Genomic DNA, 26,582 nt, shown 5'->3' with positions numbered 1-26,582 from the left:
CGCGGGCAAGCCTCGCTCCTACATTGGATCTGCGGCGTGCACAAAACCGTGTAGGAGCGAGGCTTGCCCGCGAAGGCGGCCTTCAACTTGCCAAAGACCCCACTGTTAAACCCTGGCCCGAGCCTTCATCTGCAACGACTCATGATGATCCAGTACCCGTTCCACCAACAACTGCACGCCATCTGCCAAACGGCTGAGCGCCAAGGCTACAGAGCGGCGTGAGCCTTCCACATCGTCCGCCAGATCGGCAGCAATGGCGCTGATGGACAGCAGGTCTTCGGAGGCATTGGCCAGAAGGGCTTCGGTGTCGATATCGGGGGCGACGGTGAAGAGCTGGGACTTACGGCGTTTGGCCGGTTTTTCGTGGAGTGGGGGGAAGTAGTGGGAGAAGGCGCGGTCAGCGGCTTCCTTCATCTTTTCTGCATCGAGGGATGCTTGGGAATCGACGTCGGTTTCCGGGGGATTGGGAGTAGCTTTGAACATAGTGAATCTCCGCTTAGGTTTGGAGCTGGCCCTTTCGGTTTCCGAACGAAGGGGTGGCAGCTGTACGCAGGCTGGAAACCCGGGAAACGGCAACCCGGTTGACCCGAAGGTCTCCCGCGCACAGCCGCCATAACGGAGTGCACACTTTAAAGGTGCGCAAGCATACGTCATGAGTGGCGCTTTCACGCCGTTTACTCGTCGGGGTTTCCAATCCCGGTCGCTGGATTGGCAGCGACACACAAACGATAAAGATCAACGCAAAACCGCACCAGTCAGCGGGTTCCGGCATTGCTGTAGGCAGCGACGCCAGACTGCGTAGCCTCACACCGCTCCTGCGGACAAACTTTTAAACACAAAACCCCAGGCTGTCGGACCTTCCAACAAGCCCCTCGCCACAAAGGTTTCTGCATCAGGTTGAAGATTCCCAAAAAGGGACCTATCGTTCCTTTTTTGGGACTTATCGGTCGTTGCCGTGAAAAACCTGTCATTGAGCGAAGCCTTGTTCACCACCACCCAGCAAAAAGTGCTTGGCCTGCTATTTGGTAAACCCGACCAAAGCTTTTACGCCAACGAGATCGCCCGCTGGGCTCAAGTGGGTAAAGGCAGCCTCATGCGCGAGCTGGATCGGTTGCAGCGGGCAGGCGTGCTGACCCTGACCCGTCAGGGCAACCAGACCCACTATCAAGCCAATCCCGACTGCCCGATCTATGCCGAACTGCTGGGCATCGCCCGCAAAACCTTTGGCATTGCCGAGCCTCTGCGTCAGGCGCTCCAACCCTTTGCCGAACAGATCACTTGGGCATTTGTGTACGGTTCTATCGCCAAGGATCAGGCAAACGCATCCAGTGACATTGATCTCATGCTGATCGGCGAGGGCCTGCACTACAGTGAAGTGATGGAGCGGCTCATGCCGATGGAAGAGCAGTTGGGCCGCGTCCTCAACCCGACGCTCTACACCCCCGACGACTGGGCCGCCAAACTGGTGGCTGAAAATAGTTTTGTCGTGCGGGTAGCGCAGCAGGACAAGATCAATCTGATGGGGGGAAACCCTTTGGAGTCCAAGGATGGGCAGCAACGAGAACCTGGAAAACCTGTTACGTAGCGGTGGACTGAAAGCTGAGCCGCCGGATCGCAAGGAATGCGAAGGGCTGATGCGTTCGGCTGTGGACCGATTGAAAGACGCGCAAACGTCTTCGCTTTCCTTCGCGAGTCGTTTCGACCTGGCTTATAACGCTGCCCATGCCCTTGCACTGACGGCTCTTCGCTTGTGCGGCTACCGTTCAGACAAGCGATACCTGGTGTTTCAGTGCCTGGTTCATACCGCTGATGTTGGCAAAGTACAGGTTCGGCTATTCGCCCTGTGTCATGAGCGACGAAACCTGGCGGAGTACGAAGGCTATATGGATGAAGATCCGGCGTTGTTGGCGCAGTTGTTGGAAAGCACCGCGCAGCTGCAGATTCGTGTGCAGCAGCAGATGACCGGAGTGTAATGCCCCGTCATTGAAAACTGCGGGGATTGTTCTGGCCCCTTCGCGGGCAAGCCCGCTCCCACAGGTATTGTGGGTGGCTCAGGATTTGAGCACGACACGGACACTGTGGGAGCGGGCTTGCCCGCGATGAGGTCGGTATTGGCAACAGAGATCTTCTGTCGATCATTAACCTGACCGTAACAATCCAACACTCCGCTTGATTGATGCCCCCCACCCAACGCTCCTAAGGTGACCCCCACGACAGCGAACCCGTGGAGTGGTCATGACAACAACAATATCCCCCGACTCGCGATGGACGCGGCGGCGCAGCGAAAAGCAGCGGCGCCTCGAACTGGTGAAGGGGCTTGCCGACGGTGTGGTGTTGCCCACCGACAAGATCGTTGCGGCGCTGGAGGCGTTGATCCTGCCCGGCGACCGTGTGGTGCTGGAGGGCAATAACCAGAAGCAGGCGGATTTCCTTTCCCGCTCCCTGGCCAAGGCTGATCCGGGCAAGCTGCATGACTTGCACATGATCATGCCCAGCGTCGGGCGTTCCGAGCACCTGGACCTGTTCGAGCGCGGCATTGCCCGCAAGCTCGACTTCTCTTTTGCCGGCACCCAAAGCCTGCGCATCAGTCAGTTGCTCGAAGACGGCCTGCTGGAAATCGGTGCGATCCACACCTACATCGAGCTCTATGCGCGGCTGGTGGTCGACCTGATTCCCAACGTCGTGCTCTCGGCCGGTTTCATGGCCGACCGCGCCGGCAACATCTACACCGGCCCGAGCACCGAAGATACTCCCGCGTTGATCGAACCGGCGGCGTTCAGCGACGGCATCGTCATCGTCCAGGTCAACCAATTGGTGGACGACGTCAGCGACTTGCCTCGCGTGGACATCCCCGCGTCCTGGGTCGATTTCGTCGTAGTGGCCGACAAACCGTTCTACATCGAACCGCTGTTCACCCGCGACCCACGGCACATCAAGCCTGTACATGTGCTGATGGCGATGATGGCGATCCGCGGGATCTATGAAAAACACAACGTCCAATCCCTGAACCACGGCATCGGTTTCAACACCGCGGCCATCGAACTGATCCTGCCGACCTACGGTGAATCCCTCGGCCTCAAGGGCAAGATCTGCCGCAACTGGACCCTCAATCCTCACCCAACCCTGATCCCGGCCATCGAAAGCGGCTGGGTCGAAAGCGTGCATTGTTTCGGCACCGAACTGGGCATGGAAAACTACATTGCCGCCCGTCCTGACGTGTTCTTTACCGGCCGCGACGGTTCACTGCGCTCCAACCGGATGTTCTGCCAACTGGCCGGGCAATACGCGGTGGACCTGTTCATCGGCGCAACCCTGCAAGTCGACGGCGACGGCCATTCCTCCACTGTGACGCGCGGTCGCCTGGCCGGTTTCGGTGGTGCGCCGAACATGGGCCACGACCCGCGCGGTCGCCGCCATGGCACGCCGGCATGGCTCGATATGCGTCACGACGATGCGCCCGAAGCATTGCTGGAGCGCGGTAAAAAACTCGTGGTGCAAATGGTCGAGACCTTCCAGGAGGGCGGCAAGCCGACCTTCGTTGAAACCCTCGACGCGGTGGACGTGGCGAAGAAAAGCGGCATGCCGCTGGCGCCGATTATGATTTACGGCGACGACGTCACCCACTTGCTGACCGAAGAAGGCATCGCCTATTTGTACAAGGCCCGTTCCCTCGAAGAGCGTCAGGCGATGATCGCGGCCGTCGCCGGGGTGACCGCCATCGGCCTGCGCCACAACCCGAAAGACACCGCGCGCATGCGCCGCGAAGGCCTGATCGCTTTGCCCGAAGACCTCGGCATCCGCCGCACCGACGCCACCCGCGAGCTGCTCGCAGCGAAAAGCGTGGCCGATCTGGTGGAGTGGTCCGGTGGCCTCTACAACCCACCCGCCAAGTTCAGGAGCTGGTAATGCGCGCATTCAATCTGCAACCGAAACCTTTAACCCTGACTGAGCGGCTGGCGGACCTGGCCGTGGATGCGCTGATCGATGAAGCGGATCTGTCGCCGAAACCGGCGCTGGTGGACCGTCGTGGCAATGGTGCTCATACCGACTTGCACCTCGGGCTGATGCACGCTTCCGCGTTGTCTTTATGGCCGACATTCAAGGCAATGGCGGACGCGGCCAGCGAGTTTGGCGACGTCGGTTTACCCCTGCGCGAAGCCCTTGGGCGGATTGGCCGCGACGGTGAACAAACGATGCTCGCCACCACCGACGGCGTGAATACTCATCGTGGGGCGATCTGGGCGTTGGGGCTGTTGGTTGCCGCCGCTGCGCTGGAACCTGAATCCAGCACCGCCAGCGGCATCACGTTGCGCGCCGCACGCCTGGCCTTGCTCGATGACCGCTACGCCCCGCGCCCTCTAAGCCATGGCGCTCAAGTGGCCCAGCGTTACGGTGCTCGTGGCGCACGCGAAGAAGCACAGCTTGGTTTCCCTGCAGTGATTCAACGCGCACTGCCGCAACTCAAACGCAGCCGCGCCGCCGGCCATGGCGAACAGAACGCCCGGCTCGATGCCTTGCTGGCGATCATGACGACACTGGCCGACACCTGCGTGCTCTACCGCGCGGGCGAACTCGGCTTGCAGACCATGCAACTCGGTGCCCAAGCAGTGCTCGACGCCGGCGGCAGTGCGAGCCTGGCCGGTCGCCGCCGTTTGCATGAGCTGGACCAACAACTAATCGCGTTGAATGCCTCGCCCGGCGGCGCTGCGGACTTGCTCGCAGCCTGCCTGTTTATCGACCGCATCGAGTCGGGCGACGGCGTCTTCCAGGGAGCGTTTTGATGGAAACCCTATCCTTTGAATTCCCCGCCGGGCAGCCGCCTCGGGGCAGGGCGCTGGTGGGCTGCGTGGGCTCGGGCGATCTGGAAGTGCTGATCGAACCGGGGCTGGCCGGCAAGCTGACGATCCAGGTGCAGACCTCGGTCAACGGCAGCGAACAACGCTGGCAGCATCTGTTCGCGCGGATGTTCGACGGCCAGACACCGCCCGCAATGGCGATCGATATCCACGATTTCGGCGCCACTCCCGGCGTGGTGCGCTTGCGCCTGGAACAAGGCTTCGAGGAGATCAGCCATGACTGACAGCACAGCGCTTCTCAACCCATTCCTTGAAAGGCATAGCTTCGTCGAACTCGGCGCCCGGCAACGAGCGAAAGCGTTGCTCGACGCCGGGACCTTCCGTGAACTGCTCGACCCGTTTCAGCGCGTCATGTCGCCATGGCTGTCGCGCCAGGGCGTGGTGCCGCAAGCCGATGACGGCGTGGTGATCGCCAAGGGCAGCCTCGGCGGATTGCCGGTGGTGATCGCGGCCATCGAAGGCGCGTTTCAGGGCGGCAGCCTCGGTGAAGTCGGCGGTGCGAAAATTGCCGGTGCGCTGGAATTGGCCGCCGAGGACAACCGCAAAGGCATTCCTACTGGCGCCGTGTTGCTGCTGGAAACCGGTGGCGTGCGTTTGCAGGAGGCCAATCTCGGGTTGGCGGCGATTGCCGATATTCATGCAGCGATTGTCGATCTGCGCCAGTACCAGCCGGTAGTCGGCGTGGTCGCCGGCAGCGTCGGTTGCTTTGGCGGCATGTCGATTGCCGCCGGGTTGTGCAGCTATTTGCTGGTGACTCAGGAAGCGCGCCTTGGCCTCAATGGCCCGCAGGTGATCGAGCAGGAAGCCGGACTTGAGGAATACGACTCCCGTGACCGGCCGTTTATCTGGAGCCTGACCGGCGGTGAGCAACGGTTCGCCAGTGGGTTGGTGGATCGCTACGTGGCTGACGACGTGGCGCAGATTCAGCAGCAGGTTAGCGAGTTGCTCCAGCAGGGTTTGCCGGCGCAGCAACGTAGCCGCCAGGCCGAATGGTTCCTGCAACGGCTGGCGCGTTTGGACGCCGAACCACAAATCGAGCCGGCGACGGTTCGCGATCTGTATCAAGGAGAGCACTCATGAGTTCGTATTCCCTGAGAGGCTTGAACTGGTTCAACGCCTTGAGTGCCGGCGCGAAACCGGTCGCGGATTTGCCGGCGTCGTTGAAAGTCGCCGATGGTTTATTGGGCGATCTACCCGTGCGGTTTATCGCAGTGGTGGCCGATCCCGACAACCGTTTCGTCCGCGCCCGCAATGGCGAGGTCGGTTTGCTGGAAGGTTGGGGCCTGGCCAAAGCGGTGGATGACGTCATTGCCGCGGATAACGATAAACCTCAAAAACGCGCCCTGATCGCCATCGTCGATGTGCCGAGCCAGGCTTACGGTCGACGCGAAGAAGCCCTCGGCATTCATCAAGCCTTGGCCGGTGCTGCGGACAGTTATGCCCGCGCCCGACTGGCCGGGCATGCGGTGATCGGTTTACTGGTGGGCAAGGCGATGTCTGGCGCCTTTCTCGCTCATGGCTATCAGGCCAACCGACTGATCGCATTGCGCGATCCGGGCGTGATGGTGCATGCGATGGGCAAGGCGTCGGCTGCGCGGGTGACGTTGCGCAGTGTCGAAGAGCTTGAAGCCTTGGCCGCCAGCGTGCCGCCGATGGCCTATGACATCGACAGCTTTGCCAGCCTGGGTTTGCTTTGGGAAACCCTGTCGGTGGATCAGATCGAGCAGCCGACCACGGCAGATCTGGCGCGGGTGAACGAGTGTCTGGTTCAGGCGATTGAAGATGTCGGGGCAGGTCGTCGCGATTTGAGCGGCCGCTTGGGTGCGAACAATCGCGCCGCGTCGAGCAAGGTTCGCCAACTGCTGAGAGAGCAGTGGTGAGCACGCTTCTGGCCCACGACCTGCTGTGGGGGATGACCCCGGAGCAGTTGCCTGCGGATGCGCCTGCGTGGGTGATCGAGTCGATCAGCGCGGGTCAGCCAGTGGTGGTTCGGCGTGCGATGACTGCGCCGGATCAAATCGCGGTCGGCGTGCGCGGACGCTTGCGTGAGCAGCGTTATGCAACGTCGATGGCGATCACGGCGATTGCACGTCGGGTAAGGCCGGAAGAGCTGTGTCATGTCGAGGCGACTCGGGACCTGCGGGCCCTGCGAGCGCTGGCGCAATTGCGACCAATGCTCGACGCCTGCGGTTGGGTGTGGGGTGTCAGCGGCAGCGCCGGGTTTGAATTGGCCAGTGGTTTTGCGGCGTTGCATGAGCGCAGCGATCTGGACTTGATCCTGCGTACACCGCAACTGCTGGGCCGTACTCAAGCGCAGGAATTGGTGACGCTTCTCGGCGCCGCTGAGTGTCTGGTGGACATGCAATTGCAGACACCTTACGGCGCTGTGGCCTTGCGTGAATGGGCCGGCCCGTCGCAACGTGTGCTGCTCAAAAACGCTCAGGTCGCCTGCCTGGTCACCGATCCCTGGAACCCGCAGGAGCAAGCAGCGTGAGCAGTTTGCTGGTGTTCCCCGGCCAGGGCGCGCAGCAACCGGGCATGCTTCATCGTTTGCCTCGGGAAACGCTGATCGAGGCGAGCGAGGTGCTGGGTGAAGATGTTTTGCTGCTGGATTCTGCCGAGGCGTTGCAGTCGACGAGGGCGGTTCAGTTATGCCTGCTGATCGCCGGAGTCGCCGCTTCACGTCAGTTGTTATTGAGCGCGGATTACGTGGCCGGATTGTCCATCGGCGCCTATCCGGCGGCGGTGGTCGCCGGTGCCTTGAGCTTCAGCGATGCGCTGCATCTGGTCAGCCTGCGCGGTGAACTGATGCAGCAGGCTTATCCTCAGGGCTACGGCATGACCGCGATCATCGGTCTGGATCTGGCGACGGTGGAAGGCTTGCTGGCGCAGGTTCACAGCGTCGACACACCGGTTTACCTGGCCAATATCAACGCCGATAACCAAGTGGTGATTGCCGGCAGCGACGAGGCGATGAAAGCGGTTGCCGAGTTGGCGAAAGGTTGTGGTGCAGGTCTGGCCAAGCGTCTGGCGGTCAGCGTGCCGTCCCACTGCCCGCTGCTGGAAGCACCGGCAAAAATCCTGGCCGAAGCCTTCGCCAAGGTGCAATTGAAAACGCCGATCCTGGGTTACCTGAGCGGCAGTCGCGCTCGGCCCGTTATCAATCCCGAGGCGTTACGCGACGACCTGGCCTTCAACATGTGCCGCGTGGTGGATTGGCGCGGCACGGTACAAAGCGCCTATGAGCGTGGCGTACGTCTACAGATCGAACTGCCGCCCGGTGCGGTGTTGACCGGGCTGGCGCGCCGGGTATTCGAGCAGGGCACCGTGATTGCCTTCGACGGTGCGCGGCTCGATACCTTGCAGGCGCTGTTGCGTGAGGAGGGAAGCCGCCAACCCTAGACCACCGACTCAGGCTGCGAACGACAAAAACAACAATTCCGACGATGCACTTTGAGGACTACAACAATGATTATTTACGGTGTGGCGCTGTTGGCGATCTGTACGCTGGCAGGGGTGATCATGGGCGACATGCTCGGCGCATTGCTGGGTGTGAAATCCAACGTCGGCGGGGTCGGGATCGCGATGATCCTGCTGATTTGCGCGCGGTTGTGGATGCAAAAACGCGGCGGCATGACCAAGGATTGCGAGATGGGCGTCGGCTTTTGGGGCGCCATGTACATTCCGGTGGTGGTGGCGATGGCCGCGCAACAGAACGTCGTTACCGCCCTGCACGGCGGGCCGGTGGCGGTGTTGGCGGCGATTGGTTCGGTGGTGCTCTGCGGTTGCACCATTGCGCTGATCAGCCGGACCCACAAAGGTGAACCCTTGCCCGATGAACCGGCGGACATAACGTCGGTTGGCGCACCGGCAGGAGGTCGCTGATATGTGGGATCTCATCGAGAAAGGTCTGGAACATAACGGGTTGGTGACAGCGTTCGCGTTCGTTGGCGTGATCATGTGGGTGTCGGTGGTGTTGTCCAAACGCCTGACCTTCGGACGAATTCACGGTTCGGCGATTGCCATCGTCATCGGCCTGGTGCTGGCCTGGGTCGGCGGCACCATGACCGGCGGGCAAAAAGGCCTGGCGGATTTGTCGCTGTTTTCCGGCATTGGTTTGATGGGCGGCGCGATGCTGCGTGACTTCGCCATTGTCGCCACGGCGTTCGAGGTGCAGGCCACCGAAGCGAAAAAGGCCGGGATGATTGGCGTCATCGCGCTGCTGCTGGGCACGATCCTGCCGTTCATTGTCGGGGCGAGCATGGCCTGGGTGTTCGGTTATCGCGATGCGATCAGCATGACCACCATTGGCGCAGGCGCGGTGACGTACATCGTCGGACCAGTGACCGGGGCCGCGATTGGTGCCACGTCCGACGTGATGGCATTGTCGATTGCCACCGGGCTGATCAAGGCGATTCTGGTGATGGTCGGCACACCGATGGCGGCGCGCTGGATGGGGCTGGATAACCCGCGCTCGGCGATGGTGTTTGGCGGCTTGGCCGGGACGGTGAGTGGGGTGACCGCAGGGTTGGCGGCGACGGATCGCAGGCTGGTGCCGTATGGCGCGTTGACCGCGACGTTCCACACCGGGCTTGGGTGCTTGCTTGGGCCTTCGTTGCTGTACTTCATTGTTCGCGGGATTGTGGGGTAGGGTCGAGAGTTGCGTCGCCTGTGATGACGCCTTCGCGGGCAAGCCTCGCTCCTACGGGTTATGTGTCGTGCCGCAAATCTGCGGCACTCCGAAATCCTGTAGGAGCGAGGCTTGCCCGCGAAGGGCGCGACGCGGTCTCAGACTTGCCGATTGGCATACATCCGACACTCCGCCAGCAACGCCAGCAAATTCGGGTCACGCTCCTTGGCCTTCAGAAACACCACCCCGATATGCTGCTGCAACCGATACTTTTCCTGCAATGGAATCAGTTTCACCCGGTTCTCATACACCGCTGCAATCCTTCCCGGCAGCAACGCATAACCCACCCCCGAGCTGACCATGCTCAGCAGGGTGAAGATGTCGTTGACCTGCATCGCCACCTTCGGCTCGAACCCCGCCTGCTTGAACACCCGAATACCGTCCTGGTGCGTGGCGAAGCCTTGGGTCAAGGTGATGAATGTCTCGTTGCGCACCTCGGCCAGATCGACTTCTGTTCGTTGGGCAAAGGGCGAGTCAGCCGGGGTGGCGAGGAAGATGTCATCGGAAAACAGCGGAATCTGCTCGCAGTCCGGGTCGTTGACGCTGTCGTCCAGCGACACCAGGATCGCGTCGACTTCCATGTTCTTGAGCTTGTACAACAGGTCGATATTCGAGCCCAGGATCAGGTCGATATTGAGTTCGCTGCGGCGAATCTTCAGGCCCATGATCAGCTGCGGCACGGTCTTCACCGTCAGCGAATACAGGGACCCGAGTTTGAAACGCTCAGCGGAGAAACCGGCCGCTTCGCGGGTCAGGCGCACGCTTTCGAGCACGTCCTGAATCAGCTTCTGCGCCCGTTCTTCCAGCACATAAGCGCTTTCGAGTGGGGTCAGGTTGCGGCCTTCGTGTTTGAATAGCGGGCAACGCAGGGCGCTTTCCAGAGAGTGGATGGCGCGGTGCACGCTGACGTTGCTGGTTTGCAACTCGGCAGCGGCGCGGGCCAGGTTGCCGGTGCGCATGAAGGCCAGGAACACCTCGAGTTTTTTCAGGGTCAACTCTTCATCGATCAGCATGGGCGTGACTCTTATTCGAATCGTTCGATTGTGCCCAATTGGCTGAGGTTTGGCTCGATGGCTTTTTGTAGGCGCTGCCGGAGGCTGCGATCTTTTGATCTTTGGCATCCTAAGATCAAGATCAAAAGATCGCAGCCTCGTTTCACTCGACAGCTCCTACACAGCTCCTACACAGCACCTACACAGCTCCTACACCGGTCTTACAGGGGCTTTGTGTTAATGAATTTTGAGGTGAGCAACGCATGTATCACGGGGAAAGATTGAACGCCTGGACGCATCTGGTCGGGGCGGTGGCGGCGTTTGTCGGGGGTGTGTGGCTGTTGGTGATCGCCAGTATGGACGGCAGTCCGTGGAAGATCGTCAGTGTGGCGATTTATGCGTTCACCTTGCTGGTGCTCTACAGCGCCTCGACCGTGTACCACAGCGTGCGCGGGCGCAAGAAAGCGATCATGCAGAAGGTTGATCACTTTTCGATCTACCTGTTGATTGCCGGCAGTTACACACCGTTCTGCCTGGTGACCCTGCGCGGGCCGTGGGGCTGGACGTTGTTCGGGATCGTCTGGGGGCTGGCGCTGATCGGCATCCTGCAAGAGATCAAACCGCGCTCGGAAGCGCGGATTCTGTCGATCGTGATTTACGCGGTGATGGGCTGGATCGTGCTGGTGGCGGTCAAGCCATTGCTGGCGGCGCTGGGGCCAGTCGGCTTTACCTGGCTGGCGTCCGGCGGGGTGTTGTACACCGTGGGAATTATCTTTTTTGCCCTCGACCATCGTCTGCGCCATGCCCATGGGGTTTGGCATTTGTTTGTGATTGCCGGAAGCGTGCTGCACTTTGTGGCGATTTTGTTTTATGTCTTGTAGATCGCATTGCAGCTATTTGCAAAACCTGTAGGAGCGAGGCTTGCCCGCGAAGAACGATGACGCGGTGTACCTGATATACCGCGGGGCCTTGTTCGCGGGCAAGCCTCGCTCCTACATTAGGGGACACAAGCGATCCAATTGCGCCTGCGCCCGTCGGCTGAACACCTGCAACAAGTCGCTCAAGGTGTGCGGCGGTGGCTCGTCGGCGCGGGTCACCGCGTACAGGGTGATTGGTAGCGCCGGCGCCAAGGGACGAATCGCCGTAGTGGCGGGGGACGCGCCGAGTGCGGTGAACGGGTCGATCACTGCTAGCCCGGCACCGGATTCAACCATCGCCCGCGCCAGCGAATAAGTCTGCACCGCGATGCGTACCTTTGGCGGCGGATTGACCGCTTCAAGGTAGCTGTCGAGTCGGGCGGCCAGCGGGTCGGCGCTGGACAAGCCAATCAGCGGCGCGCCGGCCAGTTCGATCAACGGCAACGGTTTACCGTGAGTGTCGTCGGCCCAAAAGCCCTTCGGCGCCAGCGCCACCAGCATCCCACAGGCCAGGGCCTGCGCCTTCAGGCCCGGATGATCGGGCAGTTGCAGCGTCAGAGCGACATCCACTTCGCGCATTAACAGGTTCTGCATCAGCTCGCGGCTGTGGGCGCTGGACAGCTCGCAGGCGATTTGCGGGTAGCGTTGCGTCCATTCGTTGATCGCCGGCGGCAGCAGCGACAAGGCCAGCGCCGGGATCGCGCCGATCCGTACACTGTGGCCCGGCTCACGTCGCAGGCTCTGGGCCAGACGTCGCACGCCTTGCAGGCTTTCGGTGACCTTATCGACCTCGCGCTCAAGCTCCAGGGCTTCGGGCGTCGGCTGCAATTTGCCGCGCACCCGCAGGAACAACGCAAAGCCCAGTTGCTGTTCGGCGTGTTGCAGCACTTTGCTCACCGCCGGCTGCGACACGTGCAGCAACTGGGCGGCGCCACTGACCGAACCGGTCTGGCGAATGGCCTGGAAAATCTCGATGTGTCGCAGTCGCATGGTAAGTCCATAACCTTTGTTTATGGCTCAGGCATCTTTATGCATTGTTCAGCGTCTGTCACCTGGTCCTAAGCTGAGGGCACGTTTCAACAACGCTTAAGGACTGACATGGCTCAGCGGGTTTGCATCATCGGTGGCGGCGTCATCGGGCTGACAACGGCTTACGCACTGGTGCGCGACGGCATCGACGTGACGCTGATCGAGGCCCGGGATTCGTTTGCCAGCGAGACCAGTTTCGCCAATGGCGGCCAGTTGTCCTACCGCTATGTCGCGCCACTGGCCGATGCCGGCGTACCGTTGCAGGCGCTGGGATGGATGTTGCGCGGTGATTCGCCCTTGAAGCTGCGCCCGCGTCTGGACCCGGCGCAATGGCGCTGGATGGCGTCCTTTCTGGCGGCCTGCCGGCGTTCGGTGAATCAGCGCAACGGCGCGCATCTGCTGCGCCTGGCGCTGCTGAGCCAGGCCACGCTGCAAGGCTGGCGCGACGAAGACCGCCTCGACGGTTTCGACTGGCGGCGCAACGGCAAACTGGTGACGTTTCGCGAAGCCGCAAGCTTCGAGCATGCGCGCCAAGGGCTGGCTGATCCGCGACAGCAACAGGTGTTGTCCCGAGCCGAGTGCGCACAGTTGGAGCCGGCACTCGCCGAGGCGCCGTTCGTAGGGGCGATCTACACGCCCGATGAAGAAGTCGCCGACTGCCATGCGTTCTGCCTGCAACTGGTGGCCCGGCTCAAGGCATCGGGGCGTTGCGAGTTTTTGCCGGGCCGTACGGTCACCGGCATTCGCCACGGGGACGGCGCGGTGCAGGCCGTTGAAATGGGCGCGCAGGTATTGCCGGTCGAGCAATTGGTGATCGCTGCCGGTCATCGCAGCCCGGCGCTGGCGTTGCCGGGCATGAACCTGCCGCTGTATCCGCTCAAGGGTTACAGCCTGACCATGCCGATCCGCGCCGAACACCGCGCGCCAGAGCTGAGCATCACCGATTACAACCGCAAGATCGTTTACGCCCGCATCGGTGCACAACTGCGGGTGGCGGCGATGGTCGACATTGTCGGTTTCGACCCGGCACTCGATCCCAAGCGTCTGGCGCTGATCAAACGCCAGGCCCAGGAAACCTTACCCAATGCCGGCGATTATGACGCCGCCATCGAGTGGGCCGGCATGCGCCCGGCGACCCCCAGCGGCGTGCCGTTGATTGGCGCCACGGCGTACCGCAACCTCTGGCTCAACCTCGGCCATGGCGCCCTGGGCTTTACTTTGGCCTGCGGTAGCGCGCGGCTGCTGAGTGAGTTGATTGCCCGGCGCACACCCTCGATCGAAATGCAGGGCCTCGCACCCCGCGTCGCTCGCTGCTAAACGCTTAACCCACAACGGAGAATAACAATGCAAAAAATCACGTTGATCGGCTGCACCCTCGGCCTGCTGCTCGCCAGTCAGGTCCAGGCCAATGAAGCGCCGCTGACCGGCACGCTGAACAAGGTTGCCAATGCCAAGAGCATCACGCTGGGCTATCGCGATGCGTCGGTGCCGTTCTCTTACGTGGGTGATCACACGGGGCAGCCGATGGGCTATTCGGTGGACCTGGCGAGCAAAATTGTCGAGCGCATCAAGCAAAAACTCGAGCTGCCGGACCTGCAGGTGAAGTACAACCTGGTGACCTCGCAAACACGCATTCCGCTGGTGCAGAACGGCACGGTCGACCTTGAATGCGGCTCCACCGGCGTGACCGCCGAGCGCATGCAGCAAGTGGCGTTTTCCTATGGGTTCATCTACGTGAAGGGGCAGTTGCTCACGGCGAAGGACAGCGGTATCAAGCGCTTCGCCGACCTGCGCGGCAAGAACGTCGTGACCACCGCCGGCACCACCAATGAGCGGTTTCTGAAGAGCTACAACGTCGATCACAAGATCGATATGTTCGTGATCAGCGCCAAGGACCACGGCGAAGCCTTCCAGATGCTGCAGTCAGGGCGGGCGGCGGCGTTCTATATGGACGATGCGCTGCTTTACGGTGAGCGCGCCAAGGCCCGCGATCCGCATAAGTGGGTCGTGGTGGGTGAGGAGCAATCGCGGGAAATCTATAGCTGCATGGTGCGCAAGGGCGATCCGCAGTTTCTCGAGTTGGTGAACTCGACGCTTGCCGATTTGTATAGCTCAGGGGAAATCAATGGCATCTACAACCGCTGGTTCCAGCAGCCGATTCCGCCTAAAGGTTTGAACCTTGAGTTTCCGATGACCAGCGAACTGAAGGCGATCATTGCGAAGCCGGTGAGTGATCCGGTGCAGTAGTTCCTGAACGATCAGATTCTGTTTTGTGTCTTGTAGATCGCGTCGCCGGCCTTCGCGAGCAAGCCCGCTCCCACACTTGATCTGTGTCGTTCAGAGATCAAATGTGGGAGCGGGCTTGCTCGCGAAGAGGCCCTAGAAGTCACCCCAAAGCTGTTGGGCCACCGCCAACGCCACCACCGGCGCGGTTTCGGTGCGTAATACGCGAGGGCCGAGGCGGGCGGCATGAAAACCGCCGGCCTTGGCCTGTTCGACTTCAGCGTCAGACAACCCGCCTTCCGGGCCGATCAAAAACGCCAGCGTCGCCGGTTTCGCATGGCTCACCAATGGCTCGGCCACCGGGTGCAGCACCAGCTTCAATTCGGCCTGCGTCTGCTTCAGCCAATCGGCCAACAGCAGCGGCGGATGAATCAGCGGCACCGATGAACGCCCGCATTGCTCGCAGGCGCTGATCGCCACCTGACGCCAATGCATCAGGCGTTTGTCGGCGCGCTCGTCCTTGAGGCGGACTTCGCAGCGGTCGGTGAAGATCGGGGTGATTTCACTGACGCCCAGTTCGGTGGCTTTCTGAATCGCCCAGTCCATCCGCTCGCCACGGGACAAGCCCTGGCCGAGATGGACCGCAAGCGACGACTCGACCTGCCCGGCGAAGCTTTCATCGATGTTCACCACGACGCGCTTCTTGCCGACTTCCGCCAGCGTGCCGCGAAACTCATGGCCCGAGCCGTCGAACAATTGCACCGCATCACCCTCGGCCATGCGCAGCACGCGGCTGATGTAATGGGCCTGGCCCTCGGGAAGCTCGTGTTCGCCGATGCTCAAGGGGGCGTCGATAAAGAAGCGGGACAGTCTCATGCTGGGTCTCTGGAAAGGTGTTAATTATCTGAATCGGTGTCGACTTCATTCGCGAGCAAGCCCGCTCCCACAGGGTATACGCGGTCAATTGTGGGAGCGGGCTTGCTCGCGAAGGCGGCGGCCCAGATACCACAAAAGCTCAAGGGGGTCACTTAGCCCGGATCACGGTAACCCGGATGAAAGTCCTTCGGCACTGCCACGCTGATGCTGTCGCGGGTGGCGATGTCGATGCCTTCACTGGCCACCTCGGCCAGAAAATCGATCTGCTCCGGAGTAATCACGTACGGCGGCAGGAAATACACCACGCTGCCCAACGGCCGCAGTAAAGCACCACGCTCCAGCGCATGCTGGAACACCCTCAAACCACGACGTTCCTGCCACGGATAAGCTTCCTTGGTGGGCTTGTCCTTGACCATCTCGATGGCCAGAACCATGCCGGTCTGGCGCACTTCGGCAACGTTCGGGTGATCGACCAGGTGCGCGGTGGAGGAGGCCATGCGTTGAGCCAGGGCCTTGTTGTTCTCGATGACGTTGTCTTCTTCGAAGATATCCAGCGTCGCCAATGCCGCCGCGCACGCCAGTGGATTGCCGGTGTAGCTGTGGGAGTGCAGGAAGGCGCGCAGGGTCGGGTAGTCGTCGTAGAAGGCGCTGTAGACCTCATCGGTAGTCAGCACCGCCGCCAACGGCAGGTAACCACCGGTCAGTGCCTTGGACAGGCAGAGGAAATCCGGACGGATGCCGGCCTGTTCGCAGGCGAACATCGTTCCGGTGCGGCCGAAGCCGACGGCGATTTCATCGTGGATCAGGTGCACGCCATAACGATCACAGGCGTCGCGGAGCAACTTCAGGTACACCGGGTGGTACATGCGCATCCCGCCAGCGCCCTGAATCAGCGGCTCCAGAATCACGGCGGCCACGGTGTCGTGGTTGTCGGCCAGGGTCTGCTCCATGGCGGCGAACATATTGCGCGAGTGTTCTTCCCAGCTCATGCCCTCGGGGCGCAGGTAGCAGTCGGGACTCGGCACCTTGATGGTGTCCATCAGCAGGGCTTTGTAGGTTTCGGTGAACAGCGGCACGTCGCCCACCGCCATCGCCGCCATGGTCTCGCCGTGGTAACCGTTGGTGAGGGTGACGAAGCGCTTCTTGTTCGGCTGGCCGCGGTTGAGCCAGTAGTGAAAGCTCATTTTCAGCGCGACTTCGATGCACGACGAACCGTTATCGGCGTAGAAACACCGGGTCAGGCCTTCGGGCGTCATCTTTACCAGGCGCTCGGACAGTTCGATCACCGGCTGATGGCTGAAACCGGCGAGGATCACGTGTTCCAGCTGATCGACCTGATCCTTGATGCGCTGGTTGATCCGCGGGTTGGCGTGGCCGAACACGTTGACCCACCAGGAGCTGACCGCGTCGAGGTAGCGTTTGCCTTCGAAGTCTTCCAGCCAGACGCCTTCGCCGCGCTTGATCGGGATCAGCGGCAGCTGTTCGTGGTCTTTCATCTGGGTGCAGGGATGCCACAACACCGCGAGATCGCGTTGCATCCACTGATTATTCAGGCCCATGTTCAGTCTCCTCGAGGCGGCTCGCTTGGTGCGCGGGCAAACAATCGCGCAAGCCTATGCAATGCGCGTCATCGGGACAACCCATTGTGTCGATTGAGCTACTTTGTATAAGGAGATAGACGTCGCTGGCGGCGTTTTGATGGCTGACGTATTCTTCGCGGTTCTTTGAGTCGTCTGACTCGTAAAACCGCTATTTCCTCGTGTATTTCCGGAGTTCGCTGAATGTCTGCTGGTTGGCTGCGCGCCTGTGCGCTGGTGATGTTGGGGCTGTTCAGCGTTTCGGCGCTGGCCAAGGATAAAACGGTGATCGTGGTCGGCGGCGGGCTTTCGGGCCTCACCGCGGCGTACGAACTGCAGAACAAAGGCTGGCAGGTCACTCTGCTGGAAGCCAAGCCGACGTTGGGCGGTCGCTCCGGCATGGCCACCAGTGAGTGGATCGGCAACGACAAGACCCAACCGGTGCTGAACAAGTACGTCTCGACGTTCAAGCTGACCACCACGCCAGCCCCTGAATTCGTGCGGACTCCGGGCTACCTGATCGACGGTGAATATTTCACCGCCGCCGATCTGGCGACTAAACAGCCGGCCACCGCCGAAGCGCTGAAACGCTACGAAAAGACCCTGGATGATCTGGCGCGTTCGATCGAAGACCCGCAGAACCCGGCCGCCAACAGCACACTGTTCGCCCTGGACCAGATCAACGTGTCCAACTGGCTCGATCGCTTGAATCTGCCAGCCACTGCGCGTCAGTTGGTGAATCAGCAGATTCGTACCCGCTATGACGAACCTTCGCGCCTGTCGCTGCTGTACTTCGCACAACAGAGCCGCGTCTACCGTGGCGTTGCCGACCGTGACCTGCGCGCCTCGCGTCTGCCCGGTGGCAGCCCGGTGCTGGCCCAGGCCTTCGTCAAACAACTGAAAACCATCAAGACCAGCTCGCCGGTTTCGGCCATTACTCAAGACAAGGACGGTGTGACCGTCAAGGTCGGCAGTGTTGGCTATCAGGCGGACTACGTTGTGCTGGCCGTGCCATTGCGGGCACTGAACAAGATCCAGATGACCCCGGCGCTGGATGCCCAGCACATGGGCGCCATCAAAGGCACCAACTACGGCTGGCGTGACCAGATCATGCTGAAGTTCAAGACGCCAGTGTGGGAAAGCAAGGCGCGCATGTCTGGCGAGATCTACAGCAACACCGGCCTGGGCATGTTGTGGGTCGAGCCGGCCCTGAAGGGTGGCGCCAACGTGGTGATCAACCTGTCCGGCGACAACGCGCGTGTGATGCAGGCCTTCGGCGACAAGCAGATGGTTGATCAGGTACTGATTCGCCTGCATGCGTTTTATCCACAGGCACGCGGTTCGTTCACCGGTTATGAAATCCGTCGCTACAGCACCGACCCGTCGATGGGTGGCGCATACCTGGCCTTCGGCCCGGGTCAGATCAGCAAGTACTGGCGCCTGTGGGAGCGTCCGCTGCAGCGAGTAGCCTTTGCCGGCGAACACACCGACGCCTTGTACCCAGGCACTCTGGAAGGCGCATTGCGCACCGGTCAGCGTGCGGCCAGTCAGGTAGAAGACCTGGCGGCGGGCAAATCGTTTGAACCGGCGAAAGTTGTTCCGGCGGCGACCGCAGCAGCGGCAGGTGCAGTGGCGGCGAAGAAAGGTAACTTCTTCACCAACCTGTTCGGTGGTTCTGACGACAAACCGGAACCAGCCAAGGCGCCAGTACCCGTGGCACCGGTTGCTCCGGCACCCGCCCCTGTACCTGCGCCGACTCCAGCGCCAGCACCGGTTGAGGCGCCGAAGCCTGCGGCACCGGTGAAAGCAGAACCTGCCAGGAAAGCGCCGGCCAAAGCGCCAGTGAAAAAGCCGGCGGCCAAGGCCGAGTCCAAAAAAGCCCCGGTCAAGGCGACGGTGAAAAAGACTGAGCCGGTGAAGCCAGCGGTCAATACTGCTGCGAAGACCCCAGTGACGACTGAAACCAAGACGCAGTAAGTTCTGGAATCAAAAAAAGCGCGGCAGTGATGCCGCGCTTTTTTTATGTCTTGCGTATGTCGCTGCTGATTTTTCTTTGACGCTAAGCTAGATCGACACTATGGACTTTGTCGCTTTGGTAGTCGCTGACATAGGCATGGTTATGTTGATCAAGAACCATGTCATACGGTTCGGAAGCACCAGGGATGGGCACCCGGCGAACAATTTCATACGTCGCGGTATTAATTTCCACGACCTCTTTTTTGATTTGATCAACGGCATAAGCGTTTTTTTCGCCGAACACTATTTTCCCTTCGCAAGTCACAAAATCGAAATGCCTGGTGGTCGATAACTTAGGGTCCAGTACGGTCAGTTTTTGAGCGTCCAGACACACGATATACACTTCTTTGTCGTCGGGACTGACGGTAACTGCTGACGGATACCTTTCGGTTCTGATGATATCGAGGACTTTGAAAGTCTTGCTGCTGATGATCGTTAGTGCGTCCTGATAAGGGCCATCAGGAGAGTTCGTGCTGGAAATATAAAGACGCGAATCGTCCTGGCTGATATCCACACTTATGGAGGGAGAGGGCAATCCTCTCACTCTGCTCACCGCATAAGTGCGGGTGTCGATAATTGCCAGCCACTCTTTATTTTGTCGAACGGTGACGTAAACATGCTTCCCGTCTCGGCTCACGACGATTCCCCGAGGATATTTTCCCACCGTGACGTTACCCACCGCATAGGTTTCAGTATCGATAACCGAAACCGAACTTGACCCGTAGTTGGTCACATAAGCTCTTTTCCCTCCATGGGCAAGGACGATGTTTTGGGGGTAATGCTCGACGGCGATGGTGTGGATTACCTTTCTGTTCCGGGTGTTGATCACTGACACATTGCCTGAAATGTAATTGCAAACAAAAACCCGTGATCCATCGTTGTTGATGGCTATCCCTCGTGGCCCTGCCCCTACGGGTATCGAATTGGATAGGTTGCGCGTAGTCGCGGGGGATAAACTCGAATGGTGACTCATGGTAGAACTCCTGTTCAGACGCTCGGACAAACGCCCGAGATCAGGTTCATCAATGACCTGCAATGTTGGCTACTGTCAGATATGACAGTTCTGACGAGTGGTAAAGGCTTTTTTTAAGTGGGAATGGGGACGGCATTTGTAGGTTTTTTCGTTCGGTTAACACTCTCTTAACATCTCGACCGCAAGGTCTTGATCGTATTTCTCGATATTTCAGAGCGAAATTTTCCGCTTTAAATCGATAGATAACTCGATAGTCTTGGGCGCAGTTCTTACAGGATTTGGGCAATGCAACTACGTAACTCTTCTTCCCGCTACGGTTGGATCAGCATCTTCGTGCATTGGGGTGTGGCGCTCGCGGTCTATGGTCTGTTCGCGTTGGGGTTGTGGATGGTGGGTCTCGACTACTACAGCGCCTGGCGCAAAGATGCGCCGGATCTGCACAAGAGCATTGGCCTGCTGTTGTTCGCGGTCATGTTGCTGCGGGTGTTGTGGCGCTTCATCAGTCCACCGCCGCCGGCTCTGCAAAGTTATAGCCGCATGACGCGTCTTGGTGCCGTGTTCGGCCATGCCTTCCTCTATCTCGGATTGTTCGCTGTGATGATTGCCGGTTACCTGATTTCCACCGCAGACGGTGTCGGGATCCCGGTGTTTGGCCTGTTTGAAGTGCCTGCACTGGTTTCCGGACTACCGGACCAGGCAGATACCGCGGGTGTGATCCATCTGTACCTGGCCTGGGCGCTGGTAATTTTTTCCGGCCTCCATGCGTTGGCAGCATTGAAACACCACTTTATCGATCGTGATGCGACCCTGACACGAATGCTGGGTCGCAAAGCCTGATGTTCAACCTCGACTCCAAAGGAATAGAAAGCATGTTGAAAAAGACGCTCGCCGCCCTGGCAATCGGTTCTGCTCTGCTGTCCGCTAACGTAATGGCGGCCGATTACGTTGTCGACAAAGAAGGCCAGCACGCCTTCGTTGACTTCAAGATCAGCCACTTGGGGTACAGCTACATCACCGGTACCTTCAAGGACATCGACGGCAAGTTCAGCTTCGACGCCGCCAAGCCTGAAGACAGCAAGATCGAGTTCAATGTGCGCACCGCCAGCGTGTTCACTAACCACGCCGAACGCGACAAGCACATCTCCAGCGGTGACTTCCTGAACGTGGGCAAATTCGCCGACGCCAAGTTCGTTTCCACCAGCGTCAAATCCACCGGCAAAAACGCCGCTGGCAAAGACACTGCCGACGTAACCGGTAACCTGACCTTGCTGGGTGTGACCAAGCCAATCGTGGTCAAAGCCACCTTCCTGGGTGAAGGCAAGGATCCATGGGGCGGCTACCGTGCCGGCTTCGAAGGCACCACCAGCATCAAGCGCTCCGATTTCGGCAAGCAGAAAGACCTGGGCCCAGCGTCCGACGCAGTCGAGTTGTACGTTACATTTGAAGGTGTGAAAGCGAAGTGAATTTCGCTGCTTGAACAAAAACGCCCCTGATCTCGCGATCCGGGGCGTTTTTTTGTTTCTGATGGGTGCGGGCCGATCGGCACATAACCCTGTAGGAGCCAGGCTTGCCGGCGAAGGGGGCGACTCGGTTTTTGCGGTGCAGCGGATGACGTCTTCGCGGGCAAGCCTCGCTCCTACAAGTTTTTGTTGAGGCATAAAAAATGCCCCTGATCTTGCGATCAGGGGCATTTTTCATGGCTTTGAAAAACTCAGCGATTGCGTGTCAGCAAGGCTGGTTTTTCGCCGCGTGGACGGCCTGGCAGTTGATCCAGTTGCTCAGGTGTCGGGAAGCGATCGCTTTTCGACTCCTTGTGAATGATCTTCGGTGCCGGGCCCCGCGGGTTCTGCACGGCCGGTTCCGAACGAGGCTGCTCGTCACGGGCCGGGCGGCGGTTGCGGGACTCTTCGCGACGGGCCTGGCCGTCACGTGGGGCGCCGTTGCGTGGGCCGCTGCGCTTGGCTGGCGGCGTGCCGGTGGTTGCGCCGCTGCTGCTGCGCGGACCATTTTGGCGACCTTGTGGCTGACCGGTGCGCGGAGCACCTGCGCCTTGTGCCGGAGCGCCCGGACGGCGGCCACGGCCCTGAGCCGGTTTGGCTTGAGGCACGTAATCGACGCGGTTACCGAAGTTATCGACATCGTCGTCCAGGAACTCGTCCGGAGCACGGTCAGCGGCGGCACGAGGTGCCGGACGCTGTTGCTCACGGGCCGGGGTGCCTTCGCGAGGCTTGTGTTCACGGGCAGGGCGATCGCCACGGCCAGTGGCAGCAGGTTTTTCCTTGCCGCCCTTGTCCTTGCCTTTGTCTTTACGACCGCCACCACCACCGCTGCCGTTCGGACCATCGCCGCGCGGGCCACGTGGGTTGCGCGGATTACGCACATCCGGACGCTCGCGAACTTCAGGTTTCTCGGCTTCCACAGTGCTGGAGTCGAAGCCCATCAGGTTGCCGTCGGCAATCTTCTGCTTGGTCATGCGCTCGATGCTTTTGAGCAGCTTTTCTTCGTCCGGAGCGACCAGCGAGATCGCCTCGCCCGAACGACCGGCGCGGCCGGTACGGCCGATACGGTGCACGTAATCTTCGTCGACGTTCGGCAGTTCGAAGTTGACCACGTGGGGCAACTGGTCGATGTCCAGGCCGCGAGCGGCGATGTCGGTGGCGACCAGGATGCGCACTTCACCGGCCTTGAAGTCGGCCAGGGCTTTGGTGCGGGCGTTCTGGCTCTTGTTACCGTGGATGGCGACGGCGGTGAGGCCGTGTTTGTCCAGGTACTCGGCCAGGCGGTTGGCGCCGTGCTTGGTGCGGGTGAACACCAGCACCTGTTCCCAGGCGCCAGCGGTGATCAGGTGCGCCAGCAGCGAACGCTTGTGGTTGGCTGGCAGACGGAATACGCGCTGTTCGATCCGCTCGACCGTGGTGTTTGGCGGCGTGACTTCGATGCGTTCCGGGTTGTGCAGCAGCTTGCCGGCAAGGTCGGTGATGTCTTTGGAGAACGTCGCCGAGAACAGCAGGTTCTGGCGTTTGCTCGGCAGGCGGGCGAGGACCTTTTTCACGTCATGGACAAAGCCCATGTCGAGCATGCGGTCGGCTTCGTCCAGCACGAGGATTTCCACGTGGGACAAATCGACGCTGCCTTGGCCGGCGAGGTCGAGCAGGCGACCGGGGCAGGCCACCAGCACGTCGACACCGCGGGACATGGCCTGAACCTGTGGGTTCATGCCGACGCCGCCGAAGATGCAGGCGCTGACGAACTTCAGGTCACGGGCATAGACCTTGAAGCTCTCGTGCACCTGGGCCGCGAGTTCGCGGGTTGGGGTCAGGACCAGTACGCGCGGTTGGCGCGGGCCGTGACGCTGGGATTTGTCCGGGTGACCGTTGGGGAACAACCGCTCCAGAATCGGGAGGGCGAAACCACCGGATATACAAGAACCAGTCTCTGCCTCAACCATCAGGTCGCGACCTTGCAACACGGCGGGAATGGCCCGCTGTTGCACCGGAGTAGGCTCTGTAAACCCAGATGAATAGATGGCGCGGACTAAAGCCTCGGAGAGACCGAGGGAAGCAAAGGACATGAGTAATCCTGTTTTAGTTAGGGCTTGGCCCAATGGGAGTCTTGCCTGGCGCGAATCGCGTTTAAGAGGACGCAATCCCGTCCGGTCCTGCTGGGACTCGAAGGCTCGTCTGGAGCGCTCGCGCGGGCTGAAAAGCTGCGCTGTAGCGGGATCGAGATGCCTTGAACAAGTCCGAGCGTCCGGGCGTGAGCCTGGCGGGAAGGCCGGAGTATAACAGAGCAATCACTGCGCGCCGCTTTCCTGCTGCTCAACGGTTTTTCCGCCGGTTGCGGTGGCACTGGCAGCCCCTGCTTCGGTGGGCGGGCTGGCGCCATAGCGGGCGCTCAGTTCAGCGTAGGCTGGCTCGCGCTTGAAGCGTTTGAGCTCGGCACCGAAACGCTGCACCAACAAATCCATCCCGGCATTGCGGCGTACCGCCAGAAACTGGCTTTGCTGGCTGATGATGATCGGGTTCTCGGTGATCTTGTCGCGGATGTTCAGTTGATCGAGCAAGTGCTGGCCAACCCGGCGATCAGTGATCAGCAGGTCGATGCGGCCGCGCACCAGTTTGCCGAAGTTGGCTTCATGGGTGGGTGCCGGTTCTTGGGTGAACAGCGTCGATTCGCTGAAGTCCTTGCTGTACAGGTAGCCCGGCGAGGTGCCGATGGTCAGGCCTTTCAGATCGTCCAGGGTGCGAAACGGATAGGGTCGCTCGTTGGCATAGAACATTACGAATTCGACTTGCGAGAGCGGTTCGCTGGGGTAGAGCAGGGTCGCGTCGCGTTCAGCGCTGTGGAAGATATCCAGCACGCCATCTGCCTGGCCTTGCTCAAGCATCGACAGGCAGCGTTTCCATGGCAAGAACTGCCATTCCACGTCGATTCCGAGGCGTTTGAAGACAATGGCGGTGGTTTCGTAGTCAAGCCCCAAAGACTTGCCGTTTTCCTCATACACATAAGGTGCCCAAGGCTCGGTGACAATACGCAACTTCTCGCCCCGAGCAGTGAGGCTCAGGCAAGTGAACAGAAGCACGGTCAGTAACTGAGCGATCAAAGGCATGGGGTTGAGATTACGACGAGAAATCATAAAGAGCCAGAAACCGGATCCAGAAGCTCTGGTTCAGGGTATGGCTGCACAATAAAGGGGCGCCGGAAAGCAAAAGATCGCAGCCTTCGGCAGCTCCTACAGAGGTACGTATCCCCTGTAGGAAATGCCGAAGGCTGCGATCTTTTGATCTTGCTTTAACGACGATTAACGCGGCAACTTCAGGTTATTCCACACCGCCAGGCTCGGCTCAGCCTGGTTCAGCGTGTAGAAATGCAGCCCTGGAGCGCCACCTTGCAGCAGGCGTTCGCACATCTGGGTGATGACTTGCTCGCCAAAGCCTTGAATGCTTTGGGTGTCGTCGCCGTAGGCTTCCAGTTGCTTGCGGATCCAGCGCGGGATTTCCGCACCGCAAGCGTCGGAAAAACGCGCCAGCTTGCTGTAGTTGGTGATCGGCATGATCCCCGGCACGATCGGGATGTTCACACCCTTGGCCCGTACACGCTCGACGAAGTAGAAATAACTGTCGGCGTTGAAGAAGTACTGGGTGATCGCACTGTTGGCGCCGGCGTTAGCCTTGCGCACGAAGTTGTTGAGATCGTCTTCAAAGTTGCGCGCTTGCGGATGCATTTCCGGGTAAGCGGCGACTTCGATGTGGAAATGATCGCCGGTTTCTTCACGAATGAATTCAACCAGGTCATTGGCGTGGCGCATCTCGCCGCTGGCCATGCCCATGCCCGAGGGCAGGTCACCGCGAAGCGCAACGATACGCTTGATGCCGGCTGCCTTGTACTGGCTCAGCAGGCCGCGCAGGTCGTCCTTGCTATCGCCCACGCAAGACAAATGCGGTGCGGCAGGGACTTTGACTTCGCTTTCAAGCTGCAACACGGTGTTGAGGGTGCGATCACGGGTCGAACCGCCAGCGCCATAGGTGCAGGAGAAGAAGTCGGGATTGAAGGTCGCCAGGTGACGAGCAGTGGCGATCAGTTTTTCATGCCCAGCATCGGTCTTCGTCGGGAAGAATTCGAAACTGTAGCGACGGTCTTGGGACATGGTCATATCCTTGGAAACACGTAAGCCGGACGCTTGCACATCCCAATGTGGGAGCGGGCTTGCTCGCGAAGGCGGTGGGTCAGACGACATTAATGTTGAATGTTAAACCGCCTTCGCGAGCAAGCCCGCTCCCACAAGGGAGAGCAGGCAGCAGGACCAATCAGTAGCGGTAAGCGTGCGGCTTGAACGGGCCTTCGACGGTCACGCCGATGTAGTCAGCCTGTTGCTTGGTCAGTTGAGTGACCACGCCACCGAAACCGCGGACCATTTCCAGGGCCACTTCTTCGTCGAGTTTCTTCGGCAGTACTTCAACGGTCAGACGCTCGGCTTTCTGGGCTGGAGACAGGTCGGCGTACTTCTGGCCGAACAGGAAGATCTGCGCCAGAACCTGGTTGGCGAACGAACCGTCCATGATGCGGCTTGGGTGGCCAGTGGCGTTGCCCAGGTTAACCAGACGGCCTTCGGCCAGCAGGATCAGGTAGTCGTCGTTCTGAGCGTCGAAAGCGCCCGGGCCGGTACGGTGAACCTTGTGAACCTGTGGCTTCACTTCTTCCCATGCCCAGTTCTTGCGCATGAAAGCGGTGTCGATTTCGTTGTCGAAGTGACCGATGTTGCAGACCACAGCGCGCTTCTTCAGGGCTTTGAGCATGTTTGCGTCGCAAACATTGACGTTGCCGGTGGTGGTCACGATCAGGTCGATCTTGCCAAGCAGCTCTTTGTCGTTGCTTGCTTCTGTGCCGTTGTTGATACCGTCGATGAACGGCGAAACCAGTTCGTAACCGTCCA

27 protein-coding genes are annotated in these 26,582 nt (G+C 60.2%); 17 read left to right on the top strand and 10 right to left on the bottom strand.

What is annotated here, in order from left to right; translation table 11 throughout:
• Window positions 1-105: 105 nt before the first annotated feature.
• Window positions 106-483 carry a DUF6124 family protein gene (locus tag ACIPLA_RS14400; protein ID WP_218395291.1) on the bottom strand — a complete coding sequence of 126 codons (378 nt, stop codon included), beginning with the start codon at window positions 481-483 and terminating at the stop codon, window positions 106-108.
• 472 nt (window positions 484-955) lie between these two features.
• On the opposite strand from ACIPLA_RS14400, the gene ACIPLA_RS14395 reads away from it, so the two are divergent.
• The 11 genes from ACIPLA_RS14395 to madM all read left to right on the top strand — a co-directional run bounded on the left by ACIPLA_RS14395 (window position 956) and on the right by madM (window position 9,507).
• Entirely contained in the window at window positions 956-1,585 is a 630-nt protein-coding gene (locus tag ACIPLA_RS14395; protein WP_218395290.1) for a nucleotidyltransferase domain-containing protein, read from the top strand.
• Window positions 1,548-1,973 (top strand): hypothetical protein, encoded by a 426-nt coding sequence (locus ACIPLA_RS14390; protein WP_218395289.1) that lies wholly within the window; start codon window positions 1,548-1,550, stop codon window positions 1,971-1,973. Before ACIPLA_RS14395 ends, ACIPLA_RS14390 begins: the two co-directional genes overlap by 38 nt.
• Window positions 1,974-2,235: 262 nt before the next feature.
• On the top strand, window positions 2,236-3,906 hold the full coding sequence (gene mdcA, locus ACIPLA_RS14385) for a malonate decarboxylase subunit alpha (protein WP_218395288.1): 1,671 nt from the start codon (window positions 2,236-2,238) through the stop codon (window positions 3,904-3,906).
• Window positions 3,906-4,781 carry a triphosphoribosyl-dephospho-CoA synthase gene (locus tag ACIPLA_RS14380; protein WP_401173686.1) on the top strand — a complete coding sequence of 292 codons (876 nt, stop codon included), beginning with the start codon at window positions 3,906-3,908 and terminating at the stop codon, window positions 4,779-4,781. The genes mdcA and ACIPLA_RS14380 overlap by 1 nt, the downstream gene beginning before the upstream one ends.
• Window positions 4,781-5,080, top strand: a complete 300-nt coding sequence (locus tag ACIPLA_RS14375) for a malonate decarboxylase subunit delta (protein ID WP_007897982.1) — start codon at window positions 4,781-4,783, stop codon at window positions 5,078-5,080. Before ACIPLA_RS14380 ends, ACIPLA_RS14375 begins: the two co-directional genes overlap by 1 nt.
• Complete coding sequence (locus ACIPLA_RS14370) at window positions 5,073-5,936, top strand: biotin-independent malonate decarboxylase subunit beta (RefSeq protein WP_401173684.1); 864 nt, start codon at window positions 5,073-5,075, stop codon at window positions 5,934-5,936. The genes ACIPLA_RS14375 and ACIPLA_RS14370 overlap by 8 nt, the downstream gene beginning before the upstream one ends.
• A complete protein-coding gene (gene mdcE / locus ACIPLA_RS14365) occupies window positions 5,933-6,736 on the top strand; it encodes a biotin-independent malonate decarboxylase subunit gamma (protein WP_401173682.1) in 804 nt (267 codons plus the stop codon). Before ACIPLA_RS14370 ends, mdcE begins: the two co-directional genes overlap by 4 nt.
• Window positions 6,730-7,350 (top strand): malonate decarboxylase holo-ACP synthase, encoded by a 621-nt coding sequence (locus tag ACIPLA_RS14360; RefSeq protein WP_401173680.1) that lies wholly within the window; start codon window positions 6,730-6,732, stop codon window positions 7,348-7,350. The genes mdcE and ACIPLA_RS14360 overlap by 7 nt, the downstream gene beginning before the upstream one ends.
• Window positions 7,347-8,258, top strand: coding sequence for a malonate decarboxylase subunit epsilon (gene mdcH / locus ACIPLA_RS14355; protein ID WP_401173678.1), 912 nt, complete (start codon window positions 7,347-7,349; stop codon window positions 8,256-8,258). Before ACIPLA_RS14360 ends, mdcH begins: the two co-directional genes overlap by 4 nt.
• A 66-nt stretch (window positions 8,259-8,324) precedes the next feature.
• On the top strand, window positions 8,325-8,741 hold the full coding sequence (madL, locus tag ACIPLA_RS14350) for a malonate transporter subunit MadL (RefSeq protein WP_007897996.1): 417 nt from the start codon (window positions 8,325-8,327) through the stop codon (window positions 8,739-8,741).
• Between the two features lies 1 nt (window position 8,742).
• A complete protein-coding gene (gene madM, locus ACIPLA_RS14345; RefSeq protein WP_192344896.1) occupies window positions 8,743-9,507 on the top strand; it encodes a malonate transporter subunit MadM in 765 nt (254 codons plus the stop codon).
• A 137-nt stretch (window positions 9,508-9,644) separates the two neighbouring features.
• Here madM and ACIPLA_RS14340 read toward each other — a convergent pair whose 3' ends face one another.
• The gene (locus ACIPLA_RS14340; RefSeq protein WP_218395282.1) at window positions 9,645-10,559 is read right to left on the bottom strand and encodes a LysR substrate-binding domain-containing protein; all 915 of its coding nucleotides are present in this window, start codon (window positions 10,557-10,559) and stop codon (window positions 9,645-9,647) included.
• Window positions 10,560-10,801: 242 nt separating this feature from the next.
• Between ACIPLA_RS14340 and ACIPLA_RS14335 the strand changes: the two genes are divergently transcribed.
• Window positions 10,802-11,419: a hemolysin III family protein gene (locus ACIPLA_RS14335; protein WP_007897999.1), complete on the top strand. Its 618-nt coding sequence runs from the start codon at window positions 10,802-10,804 to the stop codon at window positions 11,417-11,419.
• Window positions 11,420-11,530: 111 nt separating this feature from the next.
• Here ACIPLA_RS14335 and ACIPLA_RS14330 read toward each other — a convergent pair whose 3' ends face one another.
• A complete protein-coding gene (locus tag ACIPLA_RS14330) occupies window positions 11,531-12,445 on the bottom strand; it encodes a LysR family transcriptional regulator (RefSeq protein ID WP_007898000.1) in 915 nt (304 codons plus the stop codon).
• A 108-nt stretch (window positions 12,446-12,553) separates the two neighbouring features.
• On the opposite strand from ACIPLA_RS14330, the gene ACIPLA_RS14325 reads away from it, so the two are divergent.
• A complete protein-coding gene (locus tag ACIPLA_RS14325) occupies window positions 12,554-13,801 on the top strand; it encodes a D-amino acid dehydrogenase (protein WP_401173675.1) in 1,248 nt (415 codons plus the stop codon).
• Window positions 13,802-13,828: 27 nt separating this feature from the next.
• The gene (locus tag ACIPLA_RS14320) at window positions 13,829-14,731 is read left to right on the top strand and encodes a transporter substrate-binding domain-containing protein (protein ID WP_401173673.1); all 903 of its coding nucleotides are present in this window, start codon (window positions 13,829-13,831) and stop codon (window positions 14,729-14,731) included.
• 132 nt (window positions 14,732-14,863) lie between these two features.
• On the opposite strand, the gene ACIPLA_RS14315 is transcribed toward ACIPLA_RS14320, so the two are convergent.
• The gene (locus ACIPLA_RS14315) at window positions 14,864-15,583 is read right to left on the bottom strand and encodes a 16S rRNA (uracil(1498)-N(3))-methyltransferase (protein ID WP_218395279.1); all 720 of its coding nucleotides are present in this window, start codon (window positions 15,581-15,583) and stop codon (window positions 14,864-14,866) included.
• A 152-nt stretch (window positions 15,584-15,735) separates the two neighbouring features.
• Entirely contained in the window at window positions 15,736-17,142 is a 1,407-nt protein-coding gene (locus ACIPLA_RS14310) for an adenosylmethionine--8-amino-7-oxononanoate transaminase (RefSeq protein WP_218395278.1), read from the bottom strand.
• A gap of 222 nt (window positions 17,143-17,364) precedes the next feature.
• On the opposite strand from ACIPLA_RS14310, the gene ACIPLA_RS14305 reads away from it, so the two are divergent.
• Window positions 17,365-19,137: an FAD-dependent oxidoreductase gene (locus ACIPLA_RS14305; protein ID WP_401173670.1), complete on the top strand. Its 1,773-nt coding sequence runs from the start codon at window positions 17,365-17,367 to the stop codon at window positions 19,135-19,137.
• Between the two features lie 82 nt (window positions 19,138-19,219).
• On the opposite strand, the gene ACIPLA_RS14300 is transcribed toward ACIPLA_RS14305, so the two are convergent.
• Window positions 19,220-20,149, bottom strand: coding sequence for a YncE family protein (locus ACIPLA_RS14300; protein ID WP_218395276.1), 930 nt, complete (start codon window positions 20,147-20,149; stop codon window positions 19,220-19,222).
• A gap of 285 nt (window positions 20,150-20,434) precedes the next feature.
• Here ACIPLA_RS14300 and ACIPLA_RS14295 point away from each other — a divergent pair, with 285 nt between their 5' ends.
• Both ACIPLA_RS14295 and ACIPLA_RS14290 read left to right on the top strand, forming a co-directional pair.
• The gene (locus tag ACIPLA_RS14295) at window positions 20,435-20,986 is read left to right on the top strand and encodes a cytochrome b (protein WP_218395275.1); all 552 of its coding nucleotides are present in this window, start codon (window positions 20,435-20,437) and stop codon (window positions 20,984-20,986) included.
• A 32-nt stretch (window positions 20,987-21,018) separates the two neighbouring features.
• Window positions 21,019-21,612 (top strand): YceI family protein, encoded by a 594-nt coding sequence (locus ACIPLA_RS14290; RefSeq protein WP_032830398.1) that lies wholly within the window; start codon window positions 21,019-21,021, stop codon window positions 21,610-21,612.
• A gap of 248 nt (window positions 21,613-21,860) precedes the next feature.
• Here the strand turns inward: ACIPLA_RS14290 and ACIPLA_RS14285 are convergent, their stop codons facing one another.
• The 4 genes from ACIPLA_RS14285 to ACIPLA_RS14270 all read right to left on the bottom strand — a co-directional run.
• Complete coding sequence (locus ACIPLA_RS14285; RefSeq protein WP_401173668.1) at window positions 21,861-23,720, bottom strand: DEAD/DEAH box helicase; 1,860 nt, start codon at window positions 23,718-23,720, stop codon at window positions 21,861-21,863.
• 222 nt (window positions 23,721-23,942) lie between these two features.
• The gene (locus tag ACIPLA_RS14280) at window positions 23,943-24,758 is read right to left on the bottom strand and encodes an ABC transporter substrate-binding protein (protein WP_218395826.1); all 816 of its coding nucleotides are present in this window, start codon (window positions 24,756-24,758) and stop codon (window positions 23,943-23,945) included.
• Window positions 24,759-24,950: 192 nt separating this feature from the next.
• Window positions 24,951-25,796, bottom strand: coding sequence for a methylenetetrahydrofolate reductase [NAD(P)H] (metF, locus tag ACIPLA_RS14275; RefSeq protein WP_218395272.1), 846 nt, complete (start codon window positions 25,794-25,796; stop codon window positions 24,951-24,953).
• Between the two features lie 160 nt (window positions 25,797-25,956).
• Window positions 25,957-26,582 (bottom strand): adenosylhomocysteinase (locus ACIPLA_RS14270; protein WP_401173665.1); only part of this gene is annotated, 626 nt, incomplete at its 5' end.

This window comes from Pseudomonas sp. NPDC086112 (assembly GCF_044746425.1).
In the GTDB taxonomy this organism is placed as follows: domain Bacteria; phylum Pseudomonadota; class Gammaproteobacteria; order Pseudomonadales; family Pseudomonadaceae; genus Aquipseudomonas.
The sequence above is the reverse complement of the archived record's forward strand: the minus strand, read 5'-3'. Positions and strand labels throughout refer to the sequence as shown.

Excerpts from the sequence above, each read along its gene's own strand:
- ACIPLA_RS14400 (WP_218395291.1), bottom strand. The coding sequence starts at position 483 with ATGTTCAAAGCTACTCCCAATCCCCCGGAAACCGACGTCGATTCCCAA.
- ACIPLA_RS14390 (WP_218395289.1), top strand. The coding sequence starts at position 1,548 with ATGGGCAGCAACGAGAACCTGGAAAACCTGTTACGTAGCGGTGGACTG.
- mdcA (WP_218395288.1), top strand. The coding sequence starts at position 2,236 with ATGACAACAACAATATCCCCCGACTCGCGATGGACGCGGCGGCGCAGC.
- ACIPLA_RS14380 (WP_401173686.1), top strand. The coding sequence starts at position 3,906 with ATGCGCGCATTCAATCTGCAACCGAAACCTTTAACCCTGACTGAGCGG.
- ACIPLA_RS14375 (WP_007897982.1), top strand. The coding sequence starts at position 4,781 with ATGGAAACCCTATCCTTTGAATTCCCCGCCGGGCAGCCGCCTCGGGGC.
- ACIPLA_RS14370 (WP_401173684.1), top strand. The coding sequence starts at position 5,073 with ATGACTGACAGCACAGCGCTTCTCAACCCATTCCTTGAAAGGCATAGC.
- mdcE (WP_401173682.1), top strand. The coding sequence starts at position 5,933 with ATGAGTTCGTATTCCCTGAGAGGCTTGAACTGGTTCAACGCCTTGAGT.
- madL (WP_007897996.1), top strand. The coding sequence starts at position 8,325 with ATGATTATTTACGGTGTGGCGCTGTTGGCGATCTGTACGCTGGCAGGG.
- madM (WP_192344896.1), top strand. The coding sequence starts at position 8,743 with ATGTGGGATCTCATCGAGAAAGGTCTGGAACATAACGGGTTGGTGACA.
- ACIPLA_RS14340 (WP_218395282.1), bottom strand. The coding sequence starts at position 10,559 with ATGCTGATCGATGAAGAGTTGACCCTGAAAAAACTCGAGGTGTTCCTG.
- ACIPLA_RS14335 (WP_007897999.1), top strand. The coding sequence starts at position 10,802 with ATGTATCACGGGGAAAGATTGAACGCCTGGACGCATCTGGTCGGGGCG.
- ACIPLA_RS14330 (WP_007898000.1), bottom strand. The coding sequence starts at position 12,445 with ATGCGACTGCGACACATCGAGATTTTCCAGGCCATTCGCCAGACCGGT.
- ACIPLA_RS14325 (WP_401173675.1), top strand. The coding sequence starts at position 12,554 with ATGGCTCAGCGGGTTTGCATCATCGGTGGCGGCGTCATCGGGCTGACA.
- ACIPLA_RS14320 (WP_401173673.1), top strand. The coding sequence starts at position 13,829 with ATGCAAAAAATCACGTTGATCGGCTGCACCCTCGGCCTGCTGCTCGCC.
- ACIPLA_RS14315 (WP_218395279.1), bottom strand. The coding sequence starts at position 15,583 with ATGAGACTGTCCCGCTTCTTTATCGACGCCCCCTTGAGCATCGGCGAA.
- ACIPLA_RS14310 (WP_218395278.1), bottom strand. The coding sequence starts at position 17,142 with ATGGGCCTGAATAATCAGTGGATGCAACGCGATCTCGCGGTGTTGTGG.
- ACIPLA_RS14305 (WP_401173670.1), top strand. The coding sequence starts at position 17,365 with ATGTCTGCTGGTTGGCTGCGCGCCTGTGCGCTGGTGATGTTGGGGCTG.
- ACIPLA_RS14300 (WP_218395276.1), bottom strand. The coding sequence starts at position 20,149 with ATGAGTCACCATTCGAGTTTATCCCCCGCGACTACGCGCAACCTATCC.
- ACIPLA_RS14295 (WP_218395275.1), top strand. The coding sequence starts at position 20,435 with ATGCAACTACGTAACTCTTCTTCCCGCTACGGTTGGATCAGCATCTTC.
- ACIPLA_RS14290 (WP_032830398.1), top strand. The coding sequence starts at position 21,019 with ATGTTGAAAAAGACGCTCGCCGCCCTGGCAATCGGTTCTGCTCTGCTG.
- ACIPLA_RS14285 (WP_401173668.1), bottom strand. The coding sequence starts at position 23,720 with ATGTCCTTTGCTTCCCTCGGTCTCTCCGAGGCTTTAGTCCGCGCCATC.
- ACIPLA_RS14280 (WP_218395826.1), bottom strand. The coding sequence starts at position 24,758 with ATGCCTTTGATCGCTCAGTTACTGACCGTGCTTCTGTTCACTTGCCTG.
- metF (WP_218395272.1), bottom strand. The coding sequence starts at position 25,796 with ATGTCCCAAGACCGTCGCTACAGTTTCGAATTCTTCCCGACGAAGACC.